General features: G+C 65.4%; 14 protein-coding genes. 10 read left to right on the top strand and 4 right to left on the bottom strand.

Going from position 1 to position 15,329, the window contains the following annotated elements:
* Positions 1-65 precede the first annotated feature (65 nt).
* Entirely contained in the window at positions 66-467 is a 402-nt protein-coding gene (gene crcB, locus FHT08_RS18870) for a fluoride efflux transporter CrcB (protein WP_016901770.1), read from the top strand.
* Between the two features lie 343 nt (positions 468-810).
* Here the strand turns inward: crcB and FHT08_RS18865 are convergent, their stop codons facing one another.
* The 3 genes from FHT08_RS18865 to FHT08_RS18855 all read right to left on the bottom strand — a co-directional run bounded on the left by FHT08_RS18865 (position 811) and on the right by FHT08_RS18855 (position 5,204).
* Positions 811-2,016, bottom strand: coding sequence for an acetyl-CoA C-acyltransferase (locus tag FHT08_RS18865; RefSeq protein ID WP_016901771.1), 1,206 nt, complete (start codon positions 2,014-2,016; stop codon positions 811-813).
* 157 nt (positions 2,017-2,173) lie between these two features.
* Entirely contained in the window at positions 2,174-4,546 is a 2,373-nt protein-coding gene (locus tag FHT08_RS18860) for a 3-hydroxyacyl-CoA dehydrogenase/enoyl-CoA hydratase family protein (protein ID WP_166776355.1), read from the bottom strand.
* A gap of 25 nt (positions 4,547-4,571) precedes the next feature.
* Positions 4,572-5,204 carry a TetR/AcrR family transcriptional regulator gene (locus FHT08_RS18855; protein WP_016904428.1) on the bottom strand — a complete coding sequence of 211 codons (633 nt, stop codon included), beginning with the start codon at positions 5,202-5,204 and terminating at the stop codon, positions 4,572-4,574.
* 217 nt (positions 5,205-5,421) lie between these two features.
* Between FHT08_RS18855 and ndk the strand changes: the two genes are divergently transcribed.
* The 8 genes from ndk to glp all read left to right on the top strand — a co-directional run bounded on the left by ndk (position 5,422) and on the right by glp (position 13,459).
* Positions 5,422-5,847, top strand: a complete 426-nt coding sequence (ndk, locus tag FHT08_RS18850) for a nucleoside-diphosphate kinase (protein WP_016904427.1) — start codon at positions 5,422-5,424, stop codon at positions 5,845-5,847.
* A gap of 18 nt (positions 5,848-5,865) precedes the next feature.
* Positions 5,866-7,071, top strand: coding sequence for a 23S rRNA (adenine(2503)-C(2))-methyltransferase RlmN (gene rlmN, locus FHT08_RS18845; protein ID WP_104537407.1), 1,206 nt, complete (start codon positions 5,866-5,868; stop codon positions 7,069-7,071).
* A gap of 10 nt (positions 7,072-7,081) precedes the next feature.
* On the top strand, positions 7,082-7,870 hold the full coding sequence (gene pilW / locus FHT08_RS18840; protein WP_016904425.1) for a type IV pilus biogenesis/stability protein PilW: 789 nt from the start codon (positions 7,082-7,084) through the stop codon (positions 7,868-7,870).
* A complete protein-coding gene (locus FHT08_RS18835) occupies positions 7,867-8,727 on the top strand; it encodes a helix-turn-helix domain-containing protein (protein WP_016904424.1) in 861 nt (286 codons plus the stop codon). Before pilW ends, FHT08_RS18835 begins: the two co-directional genes overlap by 4 nt.
* Before the next feature lie 70 nt (positions 8,728-8,797).
* A complete protein-coding gene (locus FHT08_RS18830) occupies positions 8,798-9,436 on the top strand; it encodes a tetratricopeptide repeat protein (protein ID WP_016904423.1) in 639 nt (212 codons plus the stop codon).
* Positions 9,436-10,653: an outer membrane protein assembly factor BamB gene (gene bamB / locus FHT08_RS18825; protein WP_166776353.1), complete on the top strand. Its 1,218-nt coding sequence runs from the start codon at positions 9,436-9,438 to the stop codon at positions 10,651-10,653. Before FHT08_RS18830 ends, bamB begins: the two co-directional genes overlap by 1 nt.
* 10 nt (positions 10,654-10,663) lie before the next feature.
* Positions 10,664-12,061, top strand: a complete 1,398-nt coding sequence (gene der, locus FHT08_RS18820; RefSeq protein WP_104537403.1) for a ribosome biogenesis GTPase Der — start codon at positions 10,664-10,666, stop codon at positions 12,059-12,061.
* 177 nt (positions 12,062-12,238) lie between these two features.
* A complete protein-coding gene (gene glp / locus FHT08_RS18815; RefSeq protein WP_166776351.1) occupies positions 12,239-13,459 on the top strand; it encodes a gephyrin-like molybdotransferase Glp in 1,221 nt (406 codons plus the stop codon).
* Positions 13,460-13,685: 226 nt separating this feature from the next.
* On the opposite strand, the gene moeB is transcribed toward glp, so the two are convergent.
* Positions 13,686-14,828 (bottom strand): molybdopterin-synthase adenylyltransferase MoeB, encoded by a 1,143-nt coding sequence (gene moeB, locus FHT08_RS18810; RefSeq protein WP_166776349.1) that lies wholly within the window; start codon positions 14,826-14,828, stop codon positions 13,686-13,688.
* A 104-nt stretch (positions 14,829-14,932) separates the two neighbouring features.
* Between moeB and FHT08_RS18805 the strand changes: the two genes are divergently transcribed.
* A complete protein-coding gene (locus FHT08_RS18805; RefSeq protein WP_104533412.1) occupies positions 14,933-15,148 on the top strand; it encodes a hypothetical protein in 216 nt (71 codons plus the stop codon).
* Positions 15,149-15,329: the final 181 nt, after the last annotated feature.

Genomic DNA, 15,329 nt, shown 5'->3' with positions numbered 1-15,329 from the left:
CCGATGATGCCGACCATGCACGACACTTCGTTGAAAACCCCTTCGGCCGCCTGCCGAGTGCGCGCATGAGCGCGCCGGTGTGGTGGCAGCAGTTGCTGCTGGCGATGACCGGCGGTGCGCTGGGTTCCGGCCTGCGCTTTGCCATCGGTGCCTCGTTGCTGCAGCGCTTCGGTAACGGCTTTCCGTGGGGCACGCTGACGGTGAATCTGCTCGGCTCGTTCGTCGCCGGCGTGCTGCTGGTCTGGCTGGATGCGCGCGGGCCGGCGAGCTGGGCGCTGCGGGCCTTGCTGATCATCGGCGTGATCGGCGGGCTGACCACGTTCTCGTCGCTGATGATGGAATGCCTGGTGTTCGCGCGCAGCGAGCGCTCAGCGATGATCGGCGTGTATCTGGCCATCACGCTGGTAGCCGGGCTGGCGCTGGTGTTCGCCGGTGCGCGTACCGGTCAGTGGCTGGTGACGCGTTAGGCGCAGCTCTGCCGTGTAACCGCGGGAGTGAAGCCAAGGCCGGGATGCGGCGGCGTAGCGTGCGTAGCGCCATACCAGCTCTCGACCTGCTGGCATGTTCGGGGTGTGATTGCCGGGGGCACCGCCATGCGGCGGTCAATCTGCACGTCAGGAGTCATGCTCAAACGCGACGTTGGGCCGGCGCGCCTACCGGGCGCGTAGATGGAGACACGGCATCGCTCGCAGTCGCTGACCGCCGACACTGGCGGATAACGAAGAAGGCGTGCCCGCGCACGCCGTCGTTGACTGGCAGCCTGATCAGCGTTGCGAGATCGGCCTGGCGGCCGATCTCGCAATCGGTGACTTACAACGCTTCGATGATGCCTGCCGCGCCCATGCCGGTGCCGATGCACATGGTGACCATGCCGTACTTCTGCTGACGGCGGCGCAGGCCGTGCACCAGGGTGGCGGCACGGATCGCACCGGTGGCGCCCAGCGGGTGGCCCAGGGCGATGGCGCCGCCAAGCGGGTTGACCTTGGACGGATCCAGTTCGCTGTCGCGGATCACCGCCAATGCCTGCGCGGCGAAGGCTTCGTTGAGCTCGATCCAGTCGAGCTGGTCCTTGGTCAGACCAGCCTGCTTGAGCGCCTTGGGAATCGCCGCGATCGGGCCGATACCCATCACTTCCGGGCGCACGCCGGCCACCGAGAAGCTGACAAAGCGCGCGAGCGGGGTGAGGCCGTAATCCTTGATCGCCTGCTCGGAGGCCAGCAGCACCGCACCGGCGCCGTCGCTCATCTGCGAGGAGTTGCCGGCGGTGACGCTGCCGCCGAACTGGCCGTTACGGAACACCGGGCGCAGTTTGGCAAGACCCTCGAGCGAGCTGTCCGGACGCGGGCCTTCGTCGGTGTCGACCAGCCGCTTGCGCAGCGCGATGACATTGCCGGCCAGGTCGGGCTGGTGCGACAGGATCTCGTACGGCGTGATCTCGTCGCGGAACTCGCCGGCGGCAATGGCGGCAATCGCCTTCTGATGCGAGGCCAGCGCGAACGCATCCTGATCCTCGCGCGAGACCTTCCATTCCTCGGCCACTTTCTCGGCGGTGATGCCCATGCCGTAGGCGATCGCCACATGGTCGTCGGCAAAGACATTCGGCGACATGGCGACCTTGTTGCCCATCATCGGCACCATCGACATCGACTCGGTACCGCCGGCAAGCATCAGGTCGGCATTGCCCAGGCGGATCTGGTCGGCGGCCATCGCCACGGCCTGGATGCCGGACGAACAGAAACGATTGATGGTCTGGCCGGCCACGGTGTTGGGCAGGCCGGCGAGCAGCACGCCGATGCGCGCCACGTTCATGCCTTGCTCGCCCTCGGGCATCGCGCAGCCGATGATGGCATCGTCGATCCGCGACAGATCGATGCCCGGCGCCTGCGCCACCACCGCACGCAGCACGTGCGCCAGCATGTCGTCGGGACGGGTATTGCGGAACACGCCCTTGGGCGCCTTGCCGACCGGCGTACGGGTGGCGGCGACGATGTAGGCTTCTTGAATCTGCTTGCTCATTTGGCTATCTCCGATGGCCGGGGATCGAGAATGGGGAATCGGGAATCGCAAGTGCGGATTCGCCTGAGTCCACCATCTTCATCACCCGGCAAAATAATGGGGAGAAGCGGGGAGTCGGTTGGGCTTTTACCCATTCCCGATTCCCCACTCCCGATTCTCAGTTCCTCAACGGCTTACCCGTCTTGAGCATGTGCCCAATCCGCGCCTGGGTCTTTTCTTGCTGGGCCAGTTCGACGAAGTGCTTGCGCTCCAGCTTGAGCAGCCATTCTTCGTCGACCAGCGCGCCGCGATCGACTTCGCCGCCGCACATGACCGTGGCGATGCGGGTGGCGATCTCATAGTCGTATTCGCTGACGAAGCGGCCTTCCAGCATGTTGACCAGCAGCATCTTGAAGGTGGCGATGCCGACGTCGCCGGCGACCTGGATGCGGCGTGCCGGCAGCGGGGCGCGGTAGCCGCCTTCGGCCAGTGCGCGCGCTTCGGCCTTGGCGATGTGCAGCGCCTCGAAGCTGTTGAACACGACCTTGTCGGTGGCACGCAGCAGGCCCAGCTCCTGGGCATTGACCGCAGAGTTGGAGACCTTGGCCATCGCGATGGTTTCGAAGGTCTTCTTCAGCTCGGCGAACACATCGCCGCCCGGACCCGCGGCCTGCGAAGCGCGCACGGCGATTTCCTTCAGACCGCCACCGGCCGGCAGCAGGCCGACGCCGGCTTCGACCAGGCCGATGTAGCTTTCCAGCGAGGCCACGGTCTTGGCGCTGTGCATCTGGAACTCGCAACCGCCGCCCAGCGCGAGCCCGCGCACGGCCGAAATCACTGGCACCTGCGCGTACTTGATGCGCTGGCTGGTGGCCTGGAAGTTGGCGACCAGCGCTTCGAACGCATCGACCTTGCCGGCCTGCAGCAGACCCAACGCGCCGGCCAGATCCGCACCAGCGGAGAAGGGCTCCTTCTGCTGCCAGATCACCAGCCCGGCGAAGTCCTTCTCGGCGCGACCGACGACTTCCTGCAGACCGTTGAGCACGTGATCGGAGACGGTGTTCATCTTGGTCTTGAAACTGACCACCGCGATGTCGTCGCCGTCGTGCCACATGCGCACGCCGTCGTTTTCGAACACTGTCTCGCCCGGCGAGAACTGCTCGCCCAGCAGCGGATCGGGGAAGCGCTGGCGCTTGTACACCGGCAATGCCGAGCGCGGCAGCTTGGCATCGCGCGCCGGGCTGTACGAGCCCTCGGCCGCATGTACGCCATCGCGGCCGTCGAACACCCAGTTCGGCAACGGCGCGCTGCTCATGCTCTTGCCGTTGGAGATATCTTCGGCAATCCACTGCGCCACCTGCTTCCAGCCGGCGGCCTGCCAGGTCTCGAACGGGCCCAGCGACCAGCCGTAGCCCCAGCGGATCGCCAGATCCACGTCGCGCGCGGTCTCGGCGATATCGGCCAGGTGGTAGGCGCTGTAGTGGAACAGGTCGCGGAACGTGGCCCACAGGAACTGCGCCTGCGGATGCTGGCTTTCGCGCAGCCGGGCGAACTTTTCGGCCGGATTCTTGATCTTGAGGATCTCGACCACCTCTGGCGCAGCGCTGCGATCGGCCTGACGGTAATCCTGTTTCTCCAGGTCCAGCACCACGATGTCCTTGCCGACCTTGCGGAAGATGCCGGCACCCACCTTCTGGCCGAGCGCGCCCTTGCCGATCAGCGCATCCAGCCACTTGGGCGACTTGAAGTACTGGTGCCACGGATCGTCAGGCAGGGTGTCGCCCATGGTCTTGATCACGTGCGCCATGGTGTCCAGGCCGACCACGTCCGAGGTGCGGTAGGTCGCCGACTTCGGGCGCCCGACCAGCGGGCCGGTCAGCGCATCGACTTCGTCGAAGCCCAGCCCGAACTCGGCGGTGTGGTGGATGGTGGACAGGATCGAGAACACGCCGATGCGGTTGCCGATGAAGTTCGGGGTGTCCTTCGCATACACCACGCCCTTGCCCAGCGTGGTGACCAGGAAACTTTCCAGTCCTTCCAGCACGGCCTTGTCGGTGCCCTTGGCGGGAATCAGTTCGGCCAGGTGCATGTAGCGCGGCGGATTGAAGAAATGCACGCCGCAGAAGCGGTGACGCAACTGCTCGGGCAGTACGTCGGAGAGCTTGTTGATGCCCAGGCCCGAGGTATTAGAGGCCAGCACGGCGTGATCGGCCACGAACGGGGCGATCTTCTTGTACAGGTCCTGCTTCCAGTCCATGCGCTCGGCGATCGCTTCGATGATCAGGTCGCAATCGCGCAGCTGCTCCAGACCGCTTTCATAGTTGGCCGGCGTGATCGCCTCGGCCAGGGCCTTGCTGGTGAGCGGGGCAGGGCTGAGCTTGCCGAGGTTTGCGATGGCCTTGAGCACGATGCCGTCGGCAGGACCTTCCTTGGCAGGCAGGTCGAACAGCACGGTGTCGACACCGGCGTTGGTGAGGTGCGCGGCGATCTGCGCGCCCATGACGCCGGCACCGAGCACGGCAGCACGACGGACTAGCAACGGATTGGACATAGCGATGAGCCTTTGGTGTGAGCGACTACGGTGTGGGATGGGTACGGAAACCGGGTTCCGCAAAACGAATCAGTTCGCGCGCGGCGCGCGCGCGGTGGTCGGCCTCGCTGACCCCGGCCGGGCGCTTGATCAATCCGAAATCGGCCATCGCATAGGTGAGCGCGCCGGCGAGGAAATCCAGGCGCCAGTACAGCTCCTCCTTGCTCAGGCCCGGCACGCAGGCGGCGATGGCCTTGCCGAACTCGCGCAGCACATGCCCGTAGTGGTCGGACAGGAACTTGCGCAGGTTGTCGTTCTTTTCGGCGTAGGCGCGTGCAATCACCCGCACGAACGCGCCGCCGCTCTGGCGGTCCTGCGCCATTGCCAGCGCCGGCTCGACGAAGGCCGCCAGCACCGCGGTGAGTTCGCCGGGCTGCGACCGCCTGGCGGCTTCCAGTTGCTGCAGGCGCGCGGCGGTCATCTCGTCCATGCGGCGACGGAATACCTCGTTGACCAGGTTTTCCTTGGAGCCGAAGTGGTAGTTGACGGCCGCGATATTGACGTCGGCCTGGGTGGTCAGCTGGCGCAGCGAGGTCCCGGCGAAGCCATGCTGGGCGAACAGCTCCTCGGCCGCGCCGAGGATGCGGTCTTTGGTGGAGAAGTGGGCAGGCTTGGGCATGCGCGGGGTGGAACTCAATCAAACGATTGTTTGAGTCTACGGGCTGGACGGCGCACCGGTCATGCGGCAATGCAGCACGATTCAGGAGGCGGTGTGCAATTGCAACGACGAAGAGATAGAATTGACCATCGCAAAGAAGCCTAAGCCCGCGTTTTGACGCGGGTTTTTTTCATGATAATCTCGGGCCTTCAGTGGCCCGCCCAACGGAGATCTTCCCATGGCGCTGGAGCGCACCCTGTCCATCATCAAGCCCGACGCCGTTGCCAAGAACGTCATCGGCGAAATCTACAGCCGCTTCGAAAAGGCCGGCCTGAAGATCGTGGCATCCAAGTACAAGCAGCTGTCGCGTCGCGAAGCCGAAGGCTTCTATGCCGTGCACCGCGAGCGTCCGTTCTTCAACGCGCTGGTCGAGTTCATGATCTCCGGCCCGGTGGTGATCCAGGCGCTGGAAGGCGAGAACGCCGTTGCCGCACACCGTGACCTGCTGGGCGCGACCAATCCCAAGGACGCTGCGCCGGGCACCATCCGCGCCGACTTCGCCGACTCGATCGATGCCAACGCCGCCCACGGTTCGGACTCGGTCGAGAACGCCGCCAACGAAGTCGCGTATTTCTTTGCCGCCACCGAAGTGGTCTCGCGCTGAGGCCGAGAGAGTCGAATCGTGAATGAGGTCGTGATCCCCTCCGTGCTGCAGGACGTCCCTGTCCGCGCCCCGGAACTGCGCAAGCAGAACCTGCTCGACCTCGACCGCGAGGGACTGGAGCGTTTCTTCGCCGACACGCTCGGCGAGGCACGCTACCGTGCCCATCAGGTGATGAAGTGGATCCACCATCGCTACGTCACCGATTTCGACCAGATGACGGACCTCGGCAAGGCGCTGCGTGCGAAATTGCACCAGCACGCCGAGGTCCTCGTCCCCAATGTCGTGTTCGACAAGCCGTCCACCGACGGGACCCATAAATGGCTGCTGGCCATGGGTACCGACGGCAAGAACGCGATCGAAACCGTCTATATCCCCGACAAGGGCCGCGGCACGCTGTGCGTGTCGTCCCAGGTCGGCTGCGGCCTGAACTGCACGTTCTGTTCGACTGCCACCCAGGGCTTCAACCGCAACCTCACCACTGCCGAGATCGTCGGGCAGGTATGGGTGGCGGCGCGCCATCTGGGCAACGTGCCGCACCAGCAGCGCCGCCTCACCAATGTGGTGATGATGGGCATGGGCGAGCCGCTGATGAATTTCGACAACGTCGTGCGCGCGATGAGCGTGATGCGCGACGACCTTGGCTACGGCCTGGCCAGCAAGCGGGTGACGCTGTCGACCTCGGGCCTGGTGCCGATGATCGACCGGCTTTCGACCGAAAGCGATGTCTCGCTGGCGGTCTCGCTGCATGCCGCCAACGACGCGCTGCGCGAAAGCCTGGTGCCGTTGAACAAGAAGTACCCGATCGCCGAGCTGATGGAGTCCTGCGCGCGCTATCTGCGCGGCAGCAAGAAGCGCGATTCGGTCACCTTCGAATACACCTTGATGAAGGGCATCAACGACCAGCCCGAGCATGCGCGTCAACTGGCCAGGTTGATGCGTCAGTTCGATAACGCAGTGCAGTCCAAGGACGCCGGCAAGGTCAACCTGATCCCGTTCAATCCGTTCCCGGGCACGCGTTACGAGCGCTCCGGAGAGACCGAGATCCGTGCCTTCCAGAAAATCCTGCTCGACGCGCAAGTGCTGACGATGGTCCGCCGTACCCGCGGCGACGACATCGACGCCGCCTGCGGACAGCTCAAGGGACAGGTCATGGACCGCACCCGTCGTCAGGCGGATTTCCTGCGCACCCTGGAAGGGCAGGCCGGTCGAGATGCGGCAGCGTGATCTTCTAGTCATGGCGGCCGTGGCGATCGCGCTGGGCGCGGTCGGCTGCGGTGGCCGCAATGCCAAGGCGGGCTCGGTCCAGACGGTCGAGGAGGTGGCGCAGGTGCATGCGTTCCGCGACAGCACTGCGACAAAGAATCGTCTGGCGGTGCAGGAGAAGCTCGGCCTGGCCAATAACCGGCTGCAAACAGGCGACTACGCCGCTGCCGAAGAGCAGGTCCGTGCAGCCTTGAAGAAAGACCCCCAGTCGGTGGATGCCATTGGTCTGCTGGCGCTGATTCAAGGCGCCAAGGGCGATATTGCCGGTTCCGGCGCGTCATACCGCCGGGCTGCAGAACTTGCACCGCAGCGCGGTGATGTCTTGAACAATTACGGCGCATGGTTGTGCGCGAACGGCTCGCCGGCCGAATCGCTGACCTTGTTCGATCGCGCCCTGACCGACAGAACCTACGCATCGCCAGCCTCCGCGCTGGGCAATGCAGGTGGCTGCGCACTCAAGGCGGGGCAGCCGCAGCGGGCTGCCGGTGACTTGCGCAAGGCGCTGGAACTGGATCCGCAGAATCCATACGCACTTGAATCGATGGCGCGCTCCGAAGCGACGCATCGCAATTATTTCGAAGCGCGCGCGTTTATCGAACGGCGGCTTGCGGCTGCACCTGCAACCGCTTCCGTGTTACAACTCGCCATTCAGATTGAGCAAGGGCTAGGCGACAAGGTAGCTGCCAGCCGTTATCAACAGCGGTTGGTCAAGGAATTCCCTGACGCAGCGACCGCTAACCCCGGGGCCAATGCATTGTGATCAGTGATTCCAATCCGAACCCTTTCGAGCAGGAAAAGGGCTGCGGACAGCATTTGCGCGACGCGCGCGAAGCAGCAGGTCTGAGCGTGGACGAGGTCGCCGGCAAGCTGCGTATGCCGGCGCATGTGGTGCGCTCGCTGGAACAGGAGCAGTGGCAACGCTTGGGTGCGCCGGTCTTCGTGCGCGGTCAGTTGCGCAGCTATGCGCGCTTGCTGCACGTGGACCTGGAGCCGCTGCTGCAGCAGGCGGCGATTGCGCCGGTCGAGCCGGTCAAGCTGGTCAGCCACACGCATACGCCGCGGGCGCGGCGCATCCTGGAAAGCACGGCGCGCAAGGCGATGTATGTAGTGATCACCGGCGTGTTCGCGGTGCCGGTGTGGTACGCGACCCGTTCGCATCTGGATGGCAAGGCGCCCAGCACGGTATCGCTGGACAGCATGCCGGAAGCGCCCAGGACCGGCTCCCCGGTCAACGCTGCAACGCAGCCGGCCAGTGCGCCGCGCGAGCAGCCGGCGCCGTACATCGCGTCGATGACGCCGGTGCCGCGGGCCACGCCCGAGCTCGAGACGCCTGCAGCGTCTGCCGCCGGTGGCGGCAGTTTGTCGTTGAGTTTCAGCGGCGACAGCTGGGTGCAGATTCTGGCACCGGATGGCAGCGCGGTCGAAAAGGCGCTGGTGCGTGCCGGCGAGCGTCGCAGTTATTCGCCAGGGCAGGTGGGCCGCATCGTGCTGGGCAATGCGTCGGCGGTAGAGGTTCAGCAAGGCGGCAGTATCGTCGACGTGAAACCGTTCCAGCGCGCTAACGTGGCCCGTTTTGCGGTATCCTCCGACGGCTCCGTGGTACCTGCTTCCGAGTGAAGCGGACTGCGGTTTTTCATTTTTCCCTATTGATGTTCCGCGCCTCCGGGATGACGGAGCGAGAGTACGCATGGCGATCGACGATCTGCTGGACGAACACGAACAAGGCGAACGCGTTCGTTCCTGGTTGAGAAAGAATGGCGCAGGGCTGGTGGGCGGCGTCGTGGTGGGCCTGGCCCTGATCCTAGGCTGGCAGTGGTGGCAGAAGCACACCGCCACTCAATCGGTGGAAGCCAACACCCGTTACGAGGCGGTGGTCAAGTCCATCCAGGGCAAGGACCTGGACAAGGCGGCCAAGGACATCGTGGCGCTCGATGACGGCAAGGGCGGTGTCTACGCCGAACTGGCTGCATTGCGTCTGGCTAAGGCCCAGGTGGATGCCGGCAAGCATGCCGAAGCGATCAAGACCCTGCGCGACGTGCCGGCAGAAGGCGAGCTCAAGCAGATCGTGCAGCAGCGCCTGGCGCGTGTACTGACCGAAAGCGGCAAGCCGGACGAAGCGATCAAGCTGCTGGCCGATGCGCAGGACCACACCAGCCTAGAGATCCGCGCCGATGCGCTGGTCGTGCAGGGCAAGCCGGATGAAGCGCGTGCGCTCTACGCCAAGGCCCTGACCACGGTGGATGTGGCCTCGCCGCAGCGCCGTTTGCTGGAAACCAAGCTGATGGATGTGGGCGGCAAGGTGCCCGATCCGGCGGAGCAGATTTGATGAAGCAGGTTGATATGTACAAGCGCATTGCATTGATCGCCCTGATGGGCGTGTCGCTGGCAGGTTGCAGCACCGTCAAGGGCTGGTTTGCCGGGAAGGACGCCGCTGCCAAGAAGGCGCAGGAACCTGCCGAGCTGGTCAAGTTCGAGCCGTCGGTCAAGGTCGACAAGATCTGGTCCACCGGCGTGGGCAAGGGCGAAGGCCATATCGGCGTGCGCCAGCGTCCGGCGGTGGCCGATGGCAAGGTATACGCCGCGGCGATCACCGGCGGCGTGCAGGCGCTGGATCTGCAGACCGGCAAGCGCGTGTGGGAATACAAGCCCAAGAAGGAAGAGCGTAACGACCGCAAGTTCAAGCAGCGCCTGTCCGGTGGCCCCGGCGTCGGCGAAGGCCTGGTGGTGATCGGCACGCTGTCTGGCGACGTGATTGCGCTGAACCAGGCCGATGGCACCGAGAAGTGGCGTGCCAAGGTGCCGAACGAAGTCATCGCCGCACCGGCCATTGCACAGAACCTGGTGCTGGTGCGCAGCAACGACGGTCGCGTCAGCGCCTTCGATGCGGCCACCGGCGAGCGCCGCTGGTTCCATGCCGAGGAAGGCCCGACCTTGTCGGTGCGCGGCAATGCGCCGATCGTGACCGGCCCGGGCGTGCTGTTCGTCGGCAACGACAGCGGCACCTTGAGCGCCCTGGCGCTGCAGGATGGCCGCCCGTTGTGGGAACAGGCCATCGGCGTGCCGGAAGGCCGCACCGAGCTGGAGCGCATGTCCGATGTGGACGGTGCCCCGGTGCTTGACGGCACCACGCTGTATGCGACCAGCTTCAAGAACGAAACCCTCGCACTGGAAGGCCCGAGCGGTCGTCCGCTGTGGACGCGCGATCACGGCGGCGCCGGTGGCGTTGGCGTGTCGTCGGCGGTGGTGGTGGTCTCCGACAACGCCGGCTCGGTGTGGGGCCTGGACAAGAGCAGCGGTGCGGCGATGTGGTCGCAGGCCGCGCTGGCGCGTCGCTCCCTGACCGGTGTGGCCATCCAGGGCGATTACGCCGTGGTCGGCGACTACAAGGGCTATCTGCACTGGCTGAAACTCAGCGACGGTGCACTGGCCGCGCGCGCTCGCGCTGGACGCGACACGCTGCTGGCGCAGCCGATCGTCGTAGACGGCATTCTGTTGGTACAAAACACCGATGGCGATCTCACCGCCTTCCGGTTGGCACAATAAGGACTTTGCGATGCTGCCCCTGGTCGCCCTGGTCGGACGGCCCAATGTCGGCAAGTCCACCATCTTCAATGCGCTGACGCGCACCCGTGACGCGCTGGTCCACGACCAGCCCGGCGTCACCCGCGACCGTAACTACGGGGTCTGTCGTCTTGACGAGGAACGCCCGTTCATCGTCGTCGATACCGGCGGTATCGCTGGCGACGAGGAAGGCCTGGCCGGCGCCACCGCGCGGCAGGCCCGCGCCGCTGCCGGTGAGGCCGATCTGGTGCTGTTCGTGGTCGATGGGCGCGAAGGCGCCTCCTCGCTAGACGACGAGATCCTGGCCTGGCTGCGCAAGCTGGCGCGGCCGACCGTGCTGGTCATCAACAAGATCGACGGCACCGACGAGGAGACCGTACGCTCGGAATTCGCGCGCTATGGGTTCTCCGATGTGGTGGCGTTGTCTGCAGCGCATCGGCAAGGCATCGACGAACTGCTCGAGGAAGTCGGCGTACGCCTGCCCGAGGAAGGTGCCGGCGAGTTGCTGGATACCGACCCGGCGCGTGTGCGCATCGCCTTCGTCGGCCGCCCGAACGTGGGCAAGTCGACGCTGGTCAATCGCCTGCTCGGCGAAGAACGCATGATCGCCTCGGAAGTGCCGGGCACCACGCGCGATTCGATCGCCGTGGACATGGACCGCGACGGGCGCCAGTACCGCTTGATCGATACGGCCGGCCTGCGTCGCCGCGGCAAGGTCGAGGAAGCGGTAGAGAAGTTCAGCGCGTTCAAGACGCTGCAGGCGATCGAACAATGCCAGGTCGCGGTGCTGATGCTCGATGCCGGCGAAGGCGTCACCGACCAGGATGCGACCATCCTGGGCGCCATCCTGGACGCTGGCCGTGCCCTGGTGGTGGCGATCAACAAATGGGACGGGCAGAGCGACTACCAGCGAGCGCAGGCCGAAGACCTGCTGTCGCGCAAGCTGGGCTTCGTCAGCTGGGCGGAGGCGGTGCGGATTTCCGCGCTGCACGGCTCGGGCATGCGCGAGCTGTTCCAGGCGATTCATCGTGCCCACGCGTCGGCCACGCACGAATTCAGCACCAGCGAAGTCAACCAGGCGCTGGAAATCGCCTACGAGACCAATCCGCCGCCGAGCATCCGTGGTCACGTCTCCAAGCTGCGTTACGTGCACCCGGGTGGCGCAAATCCGCCCACCTTTATCGTGCACGGCACGCGCCTGAAGGTGCTGCCGGAGTCGTACAAGCGCTATCTGGAAAACTTCTTCCGCAAGCGCTTCAAGCTGGTCGGCACGCCGGTGCGTTTCATCTTCCGCGAAGGCGCCAATCCGTACGAGGGCAAGAAGAACACGCTCACCGAACGGCAGGTGGCGCGCAAAAGGCGGTTGATGAAGCACGTCAAGGGCAAGTAAGCAGGGAACGATCCGTGCCTGGCGAATGATCGTCAGGTGGAGTGGCCGCAGCGCCTCAAGCTGCCGTGGTCCAGTGCTACGAGCCATGCCAGAAAGCTGCAGTGACATTCTTCTGGCGCCTGCACTGGCATCGCCAGACGTTCTGGGCCGTCGTGGCGCACTGGTATCCTGCGTGCCATGACTGACTATCCCTCCCGCATTCCCTATGCACAGGCGCTGCAGATCCTGCAGGCCGTCGCCGCCAACAGCCGTCCACCCGACGAGAACATCGCCACCTCGCGTGCCGATGGGCGCATCTGCGCTGCCGATCTGATCGCACCGATCGCGTTGCCGCCGTTCGCCAATAGCGCAATGGACGGCTTTGCGTTGCGGCATGCCGATGTCGCTGGCGGCGATGCGTCATTGCAACTGGTCGGCGAGCAATTTGCTGGCGAGCGCTGGACCGGCACGCTGAGCGCGGGCCAATGCCTGCGCATCACCACCGGTGCGCCGCTGCCCGGTGGTGCCGATACCGTGATCCCGAAAGAGGATGCGCAGGAACGCGATGGCGTGGTGCATTTCCGTACCATGCCCGCGCCGGGTGCGGCGGTGCGCCTTGCCGGCAGCGACGTGCGCGCGGGCGATCTGGTGGTACAGAGCGGGCAGGTGTTGACGCCTGCCCGGATCGGACTGGCGGCTGCGCTCGGCCTGTCGCGGCTTGCGGTGGCGCCGCGGCCGACCATTGCGGTGCTGGCCACCGGCGATGAGCTGGTGGAGCCCGGCATGCCGTTGGGGCCGGGACAGATCTACAACAGCAACCGCGACATGCTGATGGCGCAGCTGCGGGCACTGGGCTACGCGCCGACCGCATGGCCGACCCTGCCGGACGATCCGCAACGCATCCGTACCATGCTGGAAGACGCGGCTGCGGCCTTCGATGTGGTGATCACCTGCGGCGGCGTCTCGGCGGGGGAAAAGGATTTTCTGCCGCAGCTGATCGGCGAACTGGGCCGCATCCACTTCTGGCGCGTGCGCATGCGCCCGGGCATGCCGGCGGTGCTGGGCCAGATCGGCCGCTGCCTGGTGCTGGGTTTGCCGGGCAATCCGGTCTCGGTGCTGGCGACGTTGATCGCCTACGGCGTGCCGTTGCTGGATGGCCTGCAGGGAGGTAGCGAGCCGCGCCCGTTGTGGCATGCGGCCCTGGCGAGTCCCTGGGAAAAACGCCACGAGCGGCTGGAGTTTCTGCGCGGGCGCCTGGAGTGCGGCGAAGACGGGCGTCTGACGGCGTTGCCGCATCGCGGCGATGCATCGCATCTGTTGCGCGGTGCGGCCGACAGCAATGCCTTGATCGTGTTGCCGGAACAGGCGCGGCGTTTTGAGGCAGGCGAAATCGTACAGGTGATTCCTTACGCGCTTTGAGCGTCTGGTACAGCACGCGCGACAAACAGCAGGGGCCGCGCTCGCCGTCAGGCGGGCGCTATCGGATGCAGGCCGGTCCTTTCGCGCCTTCGGCACTGAACGCCGACGGTGCGTGACGTGATGGCAGCCACGGAGGGCGCACGCAGTGGCAGACTGCCCCGTCCACGTCACGCGCAGGAACGTGGCGGCCTGATGCGAAGCGACAACCAGCGCCGATCGGTCGCGCTCAGCCGACGGCGCTGCCGCAGAAGGCGGCGTAATCGGCATATCCGGTGAATGCGACACCGGGAGCACACACCGGGCAATGCGGATCGGGGGGCAGGCGAATCTCGCGAAAGCGCATCGCCAGTGCATCGAAGCTGAGCAGGCGCCCGGTGAGGGTGTCGCCGATGCCCAGCAGCAATTTGATCGCCTCGGTCGCCTGCAGCAATCCGATCACCCCGGGCAGCACGCCCAGTACGCCGGCTTCGGCGCAGCTGGGTGCGAATTCGGGCGGCGGTGGTTCGGGAAACAGGCAGCGATAGCACGGTGCTTGGCCGCGCCTGCGGCCGGCATCGAACACGCTCAACTGCCCTTCGAACTGCTGTACCGCGCCGTAGACCAGCGGTTTGCCGAGTTTGACGCAGGCATCGTTGAGCAGATAGCGCGCAGGAAAATTGTCGGCGCCGTCGACCACGACATCCACGTCCTCCAGCAAGGCTTCGACATTGCTGGCAGTCACACGTGCCTGCAGCGCTTGGACCTGCACGCGTGGATTGAGCGCGGCAATGCGCTGCGCGGCGGAGGTGACCTTGGCAACGCCGACGCTGTCCTCCACATGCAGGATCTGACGCTGCAGATTGCTGCGGTCCACCACATCGTCATCGGCGATCCGCAGGTGGCCGACGCCAGCGGCAGCCAGATAGAACGCCGCCGGCGAGCCGAGCCCGCCTGCACCGACGAGCAACACGCGCGAACGCTCCAGACGCTGCTGGCCTTCCAGACCGACCTGCGGCAGGCGGAGATGGCGCGAATAGCGCTCGAGAAAATCCTGCTCGTCGGGCGGCAAGGTAGGGCGCACCAATGGAAGGCCGGCGCTGGTCCACGCGGAGGTGCCACCGAGCACCGAAGACACCTGCGTATAGCCGTGCGCGCGCAAGATCTCCGCCGTGTGTGCCGAGCGCTTGCCGCTCTGGCAGATCAACACGATTTCACGCGCCTGCGCCGGCAGATGCCGTGCGGGTGCCGTTTCCAGATCGTGTTGCGCAATCGCCAACGCGCCTTCGGCCTGGCCGCCGGCACGTTCGTGCAGCTGCCGGATATCGATCAGCAAGGCGCCTTGCAGGGCGCGCAGGCGGGCATTTGCAGGAGGGATGTCGTGGCTGCTCATGGCACCATTGTCGCGCAAAGGCAGGCCGTGCGATGCACGGGTTTGCCATGTTGGCGTCAGGCTCACCAGCACGGCGGTAGCGTGGGCATACAAGGAGATCCTCAATGACACCTGATATCGATGCGCAACTGAAACAACTCGCCGATGCATTGCCTGATATTCGTCGTCAGCATCCAGACGATTTCTGGGATGTATTCCATGCACGTGCAGAGAAGATCACTGCCGCCGCCGACTCGCAGGAACAGGCTGCGCAAATCGTCAAACGGATCGACGAAATCCTGTCGGCCAATCAATTGGGACCTGCGGATCCCGGCGCCTGATCCGGCAACCTCGATGCGCGGGCGCTACGGCAGGTAACACCGGCCGGCGCTCGGTTGGGCATGGTCCGTAGCAACTGGCAGCAAGCCGGCGCGGCAATGCTGCTGTCGGTCGGTTGGCGCGATCGGCATTGCCGCTGTAGAGCGCGCATTTCGCCAGGTCTTAGTCGACCGGATCGCAGTA

The sequence above is a fragment of the Xanthomonas sp. CFBP 8151 genome, from assembly GCF_011761885.1.
GTDB lineage: Bacteria > Pseudomonadota > Gammaproteobacteria > Xanthomonadales > Xanthomonadaceae > Xanthomonas > Xanthomonas arboricola_B.
The sequence above is the reverse complement of the archived record's forward strand: the minus strand, read 5'-3'. Positions and strand labels throughout refer to the sequence as shown.